The sequence below is a fragment of the Nocardia bhagyanarayanae genome (assembly GCF_006716565.1).
GTDB lineage: Bacteria > Actinomycetota > Actinomycetes > Mycobacteriales > Mycobacteriaceae > Nocardia > Nocardia bhagyanarayanae.
In genome coordinates this window covers 622,844-635,444 of record NZ_VFPG01000002.1, presented here as the reverse complement: position 1 = coordinate 635,444, position 12,601 = coordinate 622,844, and the positions used below count along the sequence as shown (strand labels likewise).

Below are 12,601 nucleotides of genomic sequence, written 5' to 3'. Positions count from 1 at the left end.
ATCACGCGTAGTGCAGGTAGAACGGCACTCCCGCACTCGATCTCGCGATGGCCGCGCGCTCCGCGGAGCCCTCGATCCCCGACGAGTCGAGCAGTTCGAATCGGGCGTCGGTGGGCAGATCGTCGACCCGCACGGTCCGCACGCGGGCTGTCCACTCGGGATCGTGGCGCTCCCAACCCAACGGCTCACGGCTGGCGATCACGACCAGGCCGGTGTCCAGCTGCGCGACTACGTCGCGTAACCAGGCATCGGACGCCGCGGCGCGGCCCTCGCGATCGGTGCCACCCATCAACGCTTCATAGGCGTCCAAGAAGATGACGTAGGGTTCCTTGCCCTGGGTGCCGGCCTTCAGGTCCTCCGCGAACAGGTACGAAACGGCTTGCTCCAGGCTCGCGAGACTCAGCTGGTCGAGCTCTTGGAGGACCGGATCATGACGTATCCGGTGCGTGCGAACAGCCCGCCGGGCGCCGGAATCGAGCAACCGGGTCGCGGTGCCGAAAACCGGAATCCCCGTGGCGTCGTTGAGGATTTCGGTAAGGATCTCGCTGTGTTGGGCGAGCGCGAGCGAGTCGGAGGTGAGGCGCAGATGCGGGTGCATGCGCTGCCACAACACCGCGCACGCTATGTCGAACCGGTGGAACTTGATCTTCTGCGCGCCGAGCTGAACGCGCAGGACGGCAAGCCCTTCGGCAGCCTGACGGTGACTCGGCACCTGCAGATCGAGCACCGCTGCGGGATGCTTCTTGTCGACCCGCTTTCGCAGCTCGGTGATCAGCCGTGACTTGCCGATTCCCCCGACACCGCTGAGCAGCATTACCCGAGGATGTTCGGCGGCTTCGGCCAGCAGCTCGTCGAATCGAGTCAGAACCGGCAAACGCTCGACGAACGGACGGCTGGAAGCTCCCGGCTGAAATCGCGCGGTCAACACCATGGTGTGGTCCCCCTCGTGACGAGCACCGCACAAGTCTGCCAGAGCACATATCGACGGCAAGCCCGAAACACGTCCTCGGGCATATCACTTCAACCGGCGGAAGGAAGCGGTGCGATCCGGGGGCGGATCGGACGGGTGCTACGCCGGAGCGCCCCTCGCCGAGTAATACGAACTCGTCCAGTCGGCGCGATGCGCAGCGACAACGCGTGCTGCGCGCCTCCCTGTTCTTCCGCTCCAGAAAACGAACCGCCAGAAGACGGAACCCAACGCCGGGTTGGTGCGTCCAACCTGAGCATGAGGAATGACAGGGACAACGCGGGCGAGGATATTCCTGCTGGTGGGGCCCACCGCCGGGAGGCGCAGCGGAAGGGGCGGCAGGTGGGGTGTCGGGTCAAGAGAGAAGGCGGGTGGGTGCCGCTTCATCGGTCCAGGAGGTCACGCCGATGAGGTCGGTTGGGGGTTGCGTGGGTGCGACGCATCTGTCGTGGGAGGACGTAGCGCCTCACTTCGACGCGCGGGACGGTGGGGTTCTGCCGGATGTCCATGTGCCCGGGACGTCGGTCGAGGATTGGCAGTCCTTGTTCGATCTGGTTCGGGAGCGTGGGTGGGGGTGTGAATATCGGGAAGGGTTCGCGCGCTTGCCGTTTCCTTCGGCTGCCGAGGTGTTCTCGCGTTCCGCCGAAGGCGAGTGCGTCGAGGTGTATGTCAGGCCCGTGCCTGATGTGTTGGCGATTTTTCGCGCGTATTCGGCGGAGGAGATCGACTTCGACGTCGATCTGAGGGAGCTTCAGGGGCAGGATCGGCTGGATATTCTGTGCGATTTCCTGAGTGCGGTCGGGCGGCGGCTTGGCAAGCCTGTGATCATGACGGCGGAAGGGTTTCGGGAGTTTCCGATACTCGAATACGATCCCGCCGCCGATCGCGTGGTGCTTTCGGCCGCGGAAAGTTGAGGGTCACTGAACCCCGCGCTTGCTGGCGAATCTTGGCCCCTCAGCAGTCCGGCGGGAACGGGAGGCACAAGGTCGGCACCGGCATCGCGCCCGTCTGCTCGGCGACTTGCGGCGGCGGGGCGACTTCCGACTGTGTAACGGGCTGGGGTGATTCGACCGCGTTTCCGGTCCGCGCGGAGCAGGTGGAGGCCAGGAGCCAGACCGCGCAGAGAGTCGCGGCGATGACGGCGCAGGCGGCCAGTTGCTGGAGGCGATGCCCGTCGAGCGATAGGGAACCCTTGACGGATTCGAATGTTCGCGCGGGAGAGATCGTCCGCCCGAAGGACCTCACGCTCTGCCGAGCTTCCGGCGTAGGTGTCGAGACTCGGCGAAGCGGTTTCGGCTCGATCTCCGGCGTGGCCCAGATTCGGCTGCGGAGGGGTGCGGCGGTGGCACGCGGCAGGGCAGGAGTCTCCGTTTGCGGCAGTACCCAGGACGACCAGCGGTCTGTGAACTGCGGTTCCGAGGCGCTGCCCGGCGGCACGGGAGCGGGAACGTCGACGCTCACGGGATTCGGGGCGTCCTCGACCAGGACCGCCGGCCCCGGCGAGGAGGGCATCTCCGCCTCGTCGGAGCGCGCAGACCGGTCCACCGCGGAGTGCGTCGCGTACGAGGCATCGGGCGCGGATACCTCTGCCTCTTCGGCGAATTCGTCTTCCGGCGGTTCCACGTCCTCCGGTTCGATCAAGGGCGCGTGCCCGGTGCCGCCTCCGGACCTCCGCGGCTGCGGAATCGGGTCGACGTCGGGGTCGGGCTCGATCCACGGCGGTTGCTGTTCCCTCGGCCGCCGATCCGACACCGCATCGTGGAGTTGCTTGCGCTCCTTCGGAAAACCCTCGGCCACAAGGTCTTCCAGTAGCACCCAGTCTCCGACGTTCAGCTCCGTCAGCAAAGCGTGGACATCCTCGGCGGTCCACACGAACCGCCTGCCCGCCGTGCGGTGAAACCACGCACGCAGTTCGCTCGGTGTGGAGCCGAGCACGACACCGCATCCCTGCGGCCGCGATTCGACATCCAACACCACGGTGGATTCTCGCGGCGGTACGACGACGACCAGCCCGTCGACGAACGCTTCGGGATGGCGAAGCTCTACGACCGCCTTCAGGCTCGCGACGTTGTTCGTGACTCGATCGAACGGGTTCGTGTCCTGGTCTCGGAGCGGATCCCCATCGAACCCCGACAGTCGCCAGCGGCCGTCGGCCTCGACGGTGAGTGTTCCGGCACTCGCCTCGGGAACCAGCTCCACGGTCTCCAGAACCACCACTGCGCGGGGCGTGATCACCACCAGGTCCGCTTCCAGCGCTCCGTCATCGTGATCGCCCTCCGGAAGTGGGCAGCCCGAGACGGCCAGTCCGACAATGACGTACTGACCCGTCCAAGTCCGAATCCACTCGAGCACACGCTGCTCGGTTTTCGGCATCGCCGTTCGTTCGTCGATGACCAACATCGGCGGCCACCTCCATCGCGTCCAGACCAATCGACGGTTCAAACGTTATTCGCCGCCGCGCCACACGGCGAATCGAAAGGCACTGCAAGAACAGGGGATTGGCGACACGAGGGCAGACAATGGCGGCATGTCGGCAGGACACGCCCGCGCTGCCTCGGCAACATCGCTCACGTCCGACCAGGCCGGTCCGACCCTGCCAACTGAAACGAATACCTTCCCGAGTTCGACAGATTCAACGACCTGTGCGGCCACATCGAGTCCGAGGAGTACCTACGTATGAAACGCATGGTGAGGAAGATCGCCGGGGTCGCGGCGGCCGCCGCGGTGGCGCCGGTGGTGGTGGCGGCGACCGCGCAAGCCGATCCGGGGCCGGTGTACTTCAGCGCGGGCAGTACCAACTGCGCGATCTACGACAACGGCACTGTCGGTTGCGATCTGGGGTCGCCGACGCGGTTGCAGTACAGCTTCCTGCCCTTCCTGCTGACGGTGAACGAGATCGTGATCGACCAGCCGTGGCTGCCGGCGCATCCGATGTTCGATGCCGGGGCGACGTACACGCTGCCCGGTGGCAATCCGTCGCTGAACGACGTGAAGACGGGGAACGGCCAGTGGGGCCCGTACATCGAGTACGCGGGCGCCCGCTGTGAGAGCGGGTTCCACGGGAGCTTCACCTGTCAGACGAAGGGACGGTCGTTCACGTCCTGGAGTGGAACGATCTCGGCCTGAAACGCATTGCACCACACCGCGGAGCCGGAAGCACCGAACCCGCTGGCACCCAAAGGAAATCGGATGCCAGCGGGTCAGGGACGGATCAGGCGCGGCGCCGGGCGACGAACCAGATAGCCATCCCGATACCGATCAGAACGACCACGCCGACACCGATGCCGACGATGAGGGCCCGCGGCGTGTTCGAGCTCGAACTGCTCACGGCCACCGGCTTCTCGGCGCCGGGCCCGGACTGCTCGCCGAGGATATCGGCGCTGCCGGTCACATAGGTCGGCCCCGCTTCCGGCGTGCCCGCGACGGTCAAATCGAGCTCGACCGGAGTCGGCGGCATCGCCGTCGCGCCGGACGGCAGACCCACCTTGACCGCGATGTAGTACCACCCCGCCACCGACTGACGCTGCACCTCGGAGTCGTTGGCGTTCCGGTTGGCGTAGCGGATCGGCACGGTCGCTAGTTTCAGCTCGGTGGCCGTCCGTCCGGTGTATGCGCTGGTGTCGGAGTCGACCCGGCGGCCGAGCGGCGAGTACAGCGTGGTCTCGACATTCGCGGCCGAGGTGTACCCGGCCCCTCCCGTCTCGCCGAAGCGCACCCGGTAGGCCAGGCCCTGGCCCCAGTCCAGCCGCACCTTGTAGAAGACGTACTCACCGGACTGCACGGTGTCGGTGTACTTGCCGCTGCCCTCGAGCGGCGAGGCGACGGTGAACGACCCGCCACCGCTGACCGGTTGCACGGCCCCGGCCGGATCGGTGAACGTGGTGGCCTCGCCGATCGTCGACGGCCCCGGATCGGTGACACCGGGTTCGATGCCGACGAGAATCTCCACCGGCAGCCGCGCGGGTGCGCCCTGCGGTACGACGTCCCAGTTCAGCTCGTAGTAGTACCGACCGCCGCCCTTGCAGTTGTCCGAGCTGCCGCCGGACGGCGCCGCGGCCGCACCCTCGAAGGTGCTGCTGACGGTCAGCGCGACACCGTCGCTGGCGCTGGTCTCCAGCTCCCGTTCCGTGACGTGGCAATCGGTGCCGTCGCGGCCGTAGACGCGCGACTCCAGCACAGCCATGTCGTCGGTGAGGGAAACGCCGGTCGTCCGCGGGAACGAGACGATGCCGGTGAAGTAGGCGGTCGCGCCCGCGGGCACATCCACCGCGTAGAAACGCTTTTCGTGCCGGCCGATGGTGTCGAGGTACTGACCCGGCTTCGCGACCGGCGCGGTCTGGTAGCCATCGGTACCGGTGATCGGCGTGCCGGTGGCCCGGTAGTTGCGCAGGGCCGCCGAACTGACCCGAGGCAGAATGCGTTCCAGCGCGGCGCCGTCGGCGGCGTCGCTGTAGCTGCCGCCGGTCGCCTGGGCCATGCAGGTGAGCTGGGCCCGCGCCTTGTCGTCGACGGCGAAACCGATCGAGTGGACGACGAGGTCGACACCCTTCTGCTTCAGCTCCTTGGCGACCTCGCACGGGTCGGGCGGCGCGCAGGTGTCGTCACCGTCGGACACGAGCACGATCGAGCGCGGCCCCGAGGACGGCAGGGCATCGGCGGCTTGACGCAGCGCGGTGCCCATGGGCGTCCAGCCGCGGGGCTGGATACCGTCGACGGCGCTGGTGAGAGCGGACTTGTCGATGGTGCTCGGCTGCCGCAGGATCTGGACGTCGCGGCAGCCCGCCGCCTTGTCGGCCTCCTCGTTGCTGGTGCCTGTGCCGTAGGTGGTGAGCCCGACCTTCGCCTCGGCGGGCGCCGACTCGATGAAGGTGCGCACGGCCCGCTTGGCGGAATCCATCATCGTGGCGCCCTGATCGGGTCGTTGCATCGACCCGGACGCGTCCAGGATGAGCATGGTCGGGGCGTACTGCCCGGGTTCGGCATGCGCGACGGCCGGTAGCGCCGCAGGTAGAAAGGTGAGCGCCGCGGCGGTCAGTGCCGCGGTCAGTGTTCGGTATCTCGACATTGTCCTCGACTTCGTCTACCAGGATGAAACCGGACAGACGTTACCGATACGGCGACTCCACCCTCCACCCCCAAAACCGGTGGCTCGAGCCACAATCCGCCGTCGATCGAGGACGTCGAGCACGATCCCGGTGAGCATCGACCCGATGAAGGCCGCGGTGACCAGCCGGCTCGAGCGAAGCCAGTCGAGCCCGGAACGCGACTCGCTCGAAGCGACTACTACGCGGGCTGTTGCGGCTGGTTCTCCTGTCCGAGCAGTGCGTTGATCACCCCGGTGACGGCTTGGCTGAGCGTGTTCAGGTCGTAGAAGGCCTTCGCCATGTCGGCGAGCAATGTGGAGATCTTGATGCTGTCGCGGGCGAACCGTGCCATCACCGCGGAGATGACGTGAAAGGAGCCCGCGCCCAACGTGAGTGCCAATTCGATGGTGTAGCCGATCAACGCGCCGGCCAGGCTCGTGCAGATGTCCTGGATCATCTTTCGGAACGCTTTGACGATTTCGGAGGCTGTCTTCATCGTCTCGCCGAGACTAGCCGCGACGCCTCCCGCGCCGAGGATCTGGTCGATAAGAGCGGTGGCGCGGTTCCGGTAGGCGTCACCCGCGCTGCCGGTCCACGTGGCGATGTCCTTCTCGACGCCCTTCTTCCAGTCCTGGCTCATGGTGGTGAGCTCTTGGGCGATGTTGCTCCAGGTCTCGGCGTATGCGCCGACCATTTCGTCGTTGCCCGCCAACGCGTCCAGGATCTTCCGATAGGGCTCGCAGTGGGTGAGCATCCATCCGGCGATCTGATCGCCAACGAAACCGAAGGGGTCGTAGAACGCGTCGGCCACTGTCACACCGGCGGAGATGCCGCCGGTGATGGCGCTGAACGTATCGCCGTTGCGGAGATTGGAGTACGCCTCCCAGGCGTCACCGGCGATGGTTCCGTCCAGGACGCCGGGAACGCCGGTTTCCTCGTCTTTCTCCAAACCGACGTTCGACAGCCAGAAGACGTCCTCCTGGAAGTACTCCTCGCGATAGTCGGTACCTTCGGCGATCAACGGGTTGTCGGGCTTCGGCTGATCGTCGAAGCCGGCAGTGTGCTCGTTGAGCCAGTCGCCGATAGTGGTGCTCACTTCTGTCCCCCGTTCGCGGCGGCGATCGTCTCGCGCAGCTCGTCCAGCGACTTTCCGAAGGAGCCGTCCTGGTCTTGGAATGTCTCCGCGACGATTCGGAGCTTGTCGGGCAGCACCGCGACGTCCTCGGCCAGCTTGCGGATCACCTCGATGGCGTTGCGGTGATTGTCCTCGAGCACCATCTTCACGAACGGCCTTGGTATAGCGCCGTATCCGTCGTCGGCGTTGCCGAGGTAGGTGGCGGCCTCGAGCGACATGTCCAGGCTGCCCATGAGTTGTTTCACCGTTTTCGCGTGCTCGAGCACTTCGTCGGAATCCACCGAGATCGCATCAGGATTGCCCATGATCACACCAGCCAAGTCTTGCGGTTGTAGTACTCGTCGTCTTCGTCCGGCTCCGCCGGGGTGACCACCTGGTCGCGGTCGGGTTTGCGGCCGCGCGGCGGTGCGACGCTCATTTCCCACGGCGCGGCACTCGCGGGCGGCTGCGGCGGCACAGGTTGTGACGGCGGATACGCGGGCGGTATGTAGTTCGGTGTCTGGGTGTCGGCGGCAGCGACGTCGGGGAAGCGCCGCGCGTACTGATCGGTGATCGCCGTACCCGCCGGATCATCACCCACGACCTCGTGCACGGCCTCCGTCACCTGTGTGCGCAACCTCGCCAGTGCCCGATGAAGACACGACATGATCTCGGCCGTAATCGCCGCGGGATCCATGCCGCGGGTGCTCGCGGCCAGGGTGATGTCCGTCGTGACGCCGTTGCTGTCCACGGTCACACCGATTCGCCGATCGCGACTGGTCTCGGTGACCGCGAGTGCCGCCACCCGGCCGCGTAATTGCTCGAACCGCCCGGCCTGACGCTCGAAATCGGCCGCCATGCGCACGAGATCCTCCCCGGCTCGGCTCGGATCGAATACCGCCATCAACCCCTCCTTCTCGACTACCCGACGCTGCTCTCGGTGGCGTGCGAGTACGGTCTCCGCAGTCGTGTCACCTTCTTCCTCTGACGCGACCGCCGCTCGATCGGTTCCATCGAGTTCCGCAGTCCCGGACGATCTCGTTCGCCGAGCGCAAGCCCACGGACCTCCGACCCAGCTCCTCCCCTCTTCTCCCCCGATTCGTGGACGCACACCTCCCGATGGTGGGAAGCTCGATACAACCGCGGTGTCGAGGCGAGGAAGCGTGACACATGGTGGACAAATCGAGTGGACCTGCCGGAGGCAACGGCAGAGTGGTGACGGTGGATCGGCCGGAACGCATTCGAAATGTGGTCCTGGTCGGTCACAGCGGGGCGGGGAAGACGACGCTCGTCGAGGCGATGGCGCTGACGGCAGGCGCGGTGAATCGCGCGGGGCGGGTGGAGGACGGCACGTCGCTGTCGGACTACGACGAGATCGAACATCGGCAGCACCGGTCGGTGCAGGTGTCGGTGGTGCCGGTGGCGTGGCAGGAGATGAAGGTCAACCTGGTGGACACGCCGGGATACGCGGATTTCGTCGGCGAGTTGCGGGCGGGGTTGCGCGCGGCGGACGCGGCGTTGTTCGTCATCTCGGCGGCCGAGGGCGCGGAGGGGGTGAGCGGTGCGACGCGCGCGCTGTGGGAGGAGTGCGCGGCCGTCGGCATGCCGCGGGCGATCGTCATCACGCACCTGGACACCGCGCGGGCGGACTTCGACGAGATGGTGCAGACGTGCCGTGACGTGCTCGGCGGCGGGGCGTCGGAGAACATCCTGCCGCTGCATCTGCCGGTGTACGGACCGCGCGGCGCGGACGGTCATCGGCCGGTCACGGGAATGATCGAGCTGCTGCCGAACTGCGTGGCCGACTACGCGTCGGGTGAAGGAGTGCGCGGCGAACCGTCGGCGGAACAGGCCGAGGAACTGGACGAGGCGCGCAATCGGCTCATCGAGGGCATCATCGCCGAGAGCGAGGACGAGTCGCTCATGGAGCGCTACCTCGGCGGCGAGGACATCGAGCTCGACACGCTGGTCTCCGATCTGGAGCGTGCGGTGGCCCGCGGCAGCTTCCACCCGGTGCTGTTCGGCGCGCCCGCGCCGGAGGGCGCGCGGCAGGGCCTGGGCACGATGGAGTTGCTCGATCTGATCACCGGCGGTTTCCCGGCCCCGACCGAGCACACCGTCTCGGCGGCTCCCGCGACCAACGGCGCCGCGCCGACTCCGTTGGCGTGCGACCCGAACGGCGCGCTGGCCGCGGAGGTCATCCGCACCGCGTCGGACCCGTACGTCGGCCGGATCTCGTTGGTGCGCATCTTCTCCGGCACCCTGCACGCCGACGACACCGTGCACGTCTGCGGGCACGGTCTGGCCGAACGCGGGCATCCGGACCACGACGTGGACGAGCGCGTCGGCGCGGTGACGGCGCCCTTCGGCAAGCAGCAGCGCCCGCTCGGTGAGGCCATCGCGGGCGACATCGCGTGCGTCACCAAGCTCGGTCACGCGGAGACCGGCGACACCCTCTCCGGCACCGGCAAGCCGCTGGTCATCGAACCGTGGCCGATGCCGGATCCGTTGCTGCCCATCGCGATTCGCGCGCACAGCAAGGCCGACGAGGACAAGCTCTCACAGGGACTCGCGCGGCTTGCGGCGGAGGACCCCGCCCTGCGCGTCGAAAACAACAGCCAGACACACCAATTGGTGCTGTGGTGTCTCGGCGAGGCGCATCGCGATGTCGCGCTGGAGCGGCTGCGCACCCGGTTCGGGGTGCAGGTGGACACCGTCGATCACAAGGTCGCGCTGCGCGAGACGTTCGCGGGCAAGGCGCAGGCGCGCGGCAGGCACGTGAAGCAGTCCGGCGGGCACGGGCAGTACGCGGTGTGCGAGATCGAGGTGGAGCCGCTGCCCGGTGGTTCGGGGATCGAGTTCGTGGACAAGGTGGTCGGCGGCGTGGTGCCGCGCCAGTTCATCCCTTCGGTGGAGAAGGGCGTGCGCGCGCAGGCGGCGCGCGGGGTGGCCGCGGGGTACCCGCTGGTGGACGTGCGGGTCACGCTGTTCGACGGCAAGGCGCATTCGGTCGACTCGTCCGACGCCGCGTTCCAAACCGCGGGCGCGCTGGCGTTGCGCGAGGCGGCGGCCGTCGCGGGCATCGATCTGCTGGAGCCGTTCGCCGAGGTCTGGGTGGTGGTCTCCGACGACTACCTCGGGCCGGTGTTGAGCGATCTGTCGAGCCGTCGCGGACGGGTGCTCGGCACGGAACCGCACGGGACCGGTCGCACCAGGATCCGCGCCGAAGTGCCGGAATTGGAACTCAGCCGCTACGCGATCGACTTGCGTTCGCTGTCGCACGGGACCGGGGATTTCAGCCGGACCTACGCTCGGCACGAGCCGATGCCGTCGCAGATCGCGGCGGCGCTCCGGGAAAACGGCAAGGGCTGAATCCGACCGCCGTCCCGGCGCAAATGTTCAGCTCGGCGGCCACTATTCTGAAACACATGGCAGCAGGCAAGGGCGGGACTCCGTCGAAGGAAGCGAAGGCCGCGGCGAAGGCGGCGCGCAAGCAGGCGTCGAAGGAGCGGCGCCAGCAGCTCTGGCAGGCGTTCCAGATGCAGCGCAAGGAAGACAAGCTCCTGCTGCCCCTGATGATCGGCGCGGTGCTCGGCATCACCGTGCTGTTCCTGGTGATCGGCCTGATCTTCGATCTGCAGTGGTTCCTGCTTCCGGTCGGCATCCTGCTCGGCGTGCTGGTGGCGTTCATCCTCTTCGGACGTCGCGTGCAGAAGAACGTGTACGCCAAGGCCGAGGGTCAAGCGGGTGCGGCCGCTTGGGTGCTCGAGAACCTGCAGGGCAAGTGGCGGGTCAGCAACGGCGTCGCCGCGACCACGCAGCTGGACGCGGTGCACCGCGTGATCGGCCTGCCCGGCGTGATCTTCGTCGGCGAGGGTTCGCCGCAGCGGCTCAAGGCGCTGCTCGCCCAGGAGAAGAAGCGCACCGCGCGGCTCATCGGCGACACCCCGATCTACGACGTCATCATCGGCAACGAGGAGGGTCAGGTCCCGCTGAAGGAACTCCAGCGCTACCTGACCAAGCTGCCCCGCAACATCGACACCAAGCGCATCGACAACATCGAAGGCCGGCTCGCCGCCCTCAGCTCGCGCAGCGGGCCCGCGCTGCCCAAGGGTCCGATGCCCGCGGGCGCCAAGATGCGCGGGGTGCAGCGCACCATTCGCAGGCGCTGAGTTCGGATTTCGAGAGGCCCGTGTCCCACGATTTGGGACACGGGCCTTCGTCGTTTCCGGGTCATGCCTGATCAGGCGGCCTGCCGACGAGAACATCGAAAAACCTTTCCCGGAACGGGAACACGGCGGTCGCGTCTAACTGTTCAAAGTTGATTGAGCGGTTAGAGACCGTTCGCCATCGACTTCGAGGAGAGAGCAATGACCGTCGTGCACCACCGGACCGCCCAGATCCAGGACGTCACCGTCTTCTACCGCGAGGCGGGCGACCCCGCGAACCCCACGCTCGTCTTGCTGCACGGGTTCCCCACCAGCTCGGCCATGTTCCGCAACCTGCTGCGCGACCTCGCGGACGCCTACCACCTCATCGCGCCCGACCACATCGGCTTCGGCCGGTCGTCCATGCCGCGCGTCGACGAATTCGACTACAGCTTCGACAAACTCACCGAGATCACCGCCGAACTCCTCGACGCCCTCGGCGTCGACCGCTTCGCCCTATACATCCAGGACTACGGCGCACCGATCGGATTGCGCATCGCGAGCCGCCACCCCGAGCGGGTCACCGCGATCATCAGCCAGAGCGGCAATGCCTACCTCGAGGGGTTCACGCCGTTCTGGGAGGTCCTGTTCGCGCACGCCAAGGACCGGGCCGCCAACGAGACCGAGGTCCGCAAGCTGCTCGAACTCGAGGCCACCGAATGGCAGTACCTGCACGGGGTGCCCGAGGACCGGCGCGATCGCGTCAGCCCCGACACCTGGACCCTGGACCAGTCCTACCTCGACCGTCCCGGCAACAAGGAGATCCAGCTCCAGCTCTTCTGGGACTACCAGTTCAATCTGGACGCCTACCCCGCCTTCCAGAAGTACTTCGCCGAGCACCGGCCGCCGACGCTGATCACCTGGGGCGAGCACGACGAGATCTTCGGGGCCGACGGCGCCCGCGCCTACCTCCGCGATCTGCCGGACGCGGAACTGCATCTCCTCGATGCGGGGCACTTCGCGCTGGAGACACACGGGGACGAGATCGCCGGGCTGATCCGCGACTTCCTCGGGCGCACGGTCCGGTAGTTCGGAGCTGGCCGCACGCCTCTAGTGCGGAGTTGGCCGCACGCCTCGCACCGGGAAAGCTTCGACCTGCCCGGCCCGGCAGGGCCGGTCGAAGCGGGGCGGTCCAGCGGAGTGGTGGACACTCGGCAGTAGCCACTCGGCGCGATCGCGCGGCTGATTGCCCGGTCAGCGCCGATGAGTTTCGAGCGCCTAGGAGGTC

The 12,601-nt window shown here is 67.2% G+C and carries 11 protein-coding genes; 5 read left to right on the top strand and 6 right to left on the bottom strand.

Annotation, left to right across the window (positions count from 1 at the left end; all coding sequences use genetic code 11):
- Position 1: 1 nt before the first annotated feature.
- Complete coding sequence (locus tag FB390_RS29695) at positions 2-931, bottom strand: AAA family ATPase (protein WP_141812522.1); 930 nt, start codon at positions 929-931, stop codon at positions 2-4.
- Between the two features lie 464 nt (positions 932-1,395).
- On the opposite strand from FB390_RS29695, the gene FB390_RS29690 reads away from it, so the two are divergent.
- Positions 1,396-1,881, top strand: a complete 486-nt coding sequence (locus tag FB390_RS29690; protein ID WP_246124460.1) for a hypothetical protein — start codon at positions 1,396-1,398, stop codon at positions 1,879-1,881.
- A gap of 40 nt (positions 1,882-1,921) precedes the next feature.
- Here FB390_RS29690 and FB390_RS29685 read toward each other — a convergent pair whose 3' ends face one another.
- The gene (locus tag FB390_RS29685; RefSeq protein ID WP_141812521.1) at positions 1,922-3,367 is read right to left on the bottom strand and encodes an NERD domain-containing protein; all 1,446 of its coding nucleotides are present in this window, start codon (positions 3,365-3,367) and stop codon (positions 1,922-1,924) included.
- A 276-nt stretch (positions 3,368-3,643) separates the two neighbouring features.
- Here FB390_RS29685 and FB390_RS29680 point away from each other — a divergent pair, with 276 nt between their 5' ends.
- Entirely contained in the window at positions 3,644-4,093 is a 450-nt protein-coding gene (locus FB390_RS29680) for a hypothetical protein (RefSeq protein WP_141812520.1), read from the top strand.
- Positions 4,094-4,178: 85 nt separating this feature from the next.
- On the opposite strand, the gene FB390_RS29675 is transcribed toward FB390_RS29680, so the two are convergent.
- From FB390_RS29675 to FB390_RS29660, 4 genes are all read right to left on the bottom strand, one after another.
- Positions 4,179-6,032: a vWA domain-containing protein gene (locus FB390_RS29675; protein ID WP_141812519.1), complete on the bottom strand. Its 1,854-nt coding sequence runs from the start codon at positions 6,030-6,032 to the stop codon at positions 4,179-4,181.
- Between the two features lie 218 nt (positions 6,033-6,250).
- Positions 6,251-7,147, bottom strand: a complete 897-nt coding sequence (locus tag FB390_RS29670) for a hypothetical protein (protein WP_141812518.1) — start codon at positions 7,145-7,147, stop codon at positions 6,251-6,253.
- On the bottom strand, positions 7,144-7,491 hold the full coding sequence (locus FB390_RS29665) for a type VII secretion target (protein WP_141812517.1): 348 nt from the start codon (positions 7,489-7,491) through the stop codon (positions 7,144-7,146). The genes FB390_RS29670 and FB390_RS29665 overlap by 4 nt, the downstream gene beginning before the upstream one ends.
- Before the next feature lie 2 nt (positions 7,492-7,493).
- On the bottom strand, positions 7,494-8,069 hold the full coding sequence (locus FB390_RS29660; protein WP_141812516.1) for a YbaB/EbfC family nucleoid-associated protein: 576 nt from the start codon (positions 8,067-8,069) through the stop codon (positions 7,494-7,496).
- A 266-nt stretch (positions 8,070-8,335) separates the two neighbouring features.
- Here FB390_RS29660 and FB390_RS29655 point away from each other — a divergent pair, with 266 nt between their 5' ends.
- The 3 genes from FB390_RS29655 to FB390_RS29645 all read left to right on the top strand — a co-directional run bounded on the left by FB390_RS29655 (position 8,336) and on the right by FB390_RS29645 (position 12,402).
- Complete coding sequence (locus FB390_RS29655; RefSeq protein WP_141812515.1) at positions 8,336-10,537, top strand: elongation factor G-like protein EF-G2; 2,202 nt, start codon at positions 8,336-8,338, stop codon at positions 10,535-10,537.
- A 56-nt stretch (positions 10,538-10,593) separates the two neighbouring features.
- Positions 10,594-11,337 (top strand): DUF4191 domain-containing protein, encoded by a 744-nt coding sequence (locus FB390_RS29650; protein WP_141812514.1) that lies wholly within the window; start codon positions 10,594-10,596, stop codon positions 11,335-11,337.
- A gap of 198 nt (positions 11,338-11,535) precedes the next feature.
- Positions 11,536-12,402 carry an alpha/beta fold hydrolase gene (locus tag FB390_RS29645; protein WP_141812513.1) on the top strand — a complete coding sequence of 289 codons (867 nt, stop codon included), beginning with the start codon at positions 11,536-11,538 and terminating at the stop codon, positions 12,400-12,402.
- The last annotated feature ends 199 nt before the right edge of the window (positions 12,403-12,601 follow it).

Excerpts from the sequence above, each read along its gene's own strand:
- FB390_RS29680 (WP_141812520.1), top strand. The coding sequence starts at position 3,644 with ATGAAACGCATGGTGAGGAAGATCGCCGGGGTCGCGGCGGCCGCCGCG.
- FB390_RS29685 (WP_141812521.1), bottom strand. The coding sequence starts at position 3,367 with ATGTTGGTCATCGACGAACGAACGGCGATGCCGAAAACCGAGCAGCGT.
- FB390_RS29665 (WP_141812517.1), bottom strand. The coding sequence starts at position 7,491 with ATGGGCAATCCTGATGCGATCTCGGTGGATTCCGACGAAGTGCTCGAG.
- FB390_RS29645 (WP_141812513.1), top strand. The coding sequence starts at position 11,536 with ATGACCGTCGTGCACCACCGGACCGCCCAGATCCAGGACGTCACCGTC.
- FB390_RS29675 (WP_141812519.1), bottom strand. The coding sequence starts at position 6,032 with ATGTCGAGATACCGAACACTGACCGCGGCACTGACCGCCGCGGCGCTC.
- FB390_RS29695 (WP_141812522.1), bottom strand. The coding sequence starts at position 931 with ATGGTGTTGACCGCGCGATTTCAGCCGGGAGCTTCCAGCCGTCCGTTC.
- FB390_RS29650 (WP_141812514.1), top strand. The coding sequence starts at position 10,594 with ATGGCAGCAGGCAAGGGCGGGACTCCGTCGAAGGAAGCGAAGGCCGCG.
- FB390_RS29655 (WP_141812515.1), top strand. The coding sequence starts at position 8,336 with ATGGTGGACAAATCGAGTGGACCTGCCGGAGGCAACGGCAGAGTGGTG.
- FB390_RS29660 (WP_141812516.1), bottom strand. The coding sequence starts at position 8,069 with ATGGCGGTATTCGATCCGAGCCGAGCCGGGGAGGATCTCGTGCGCATG.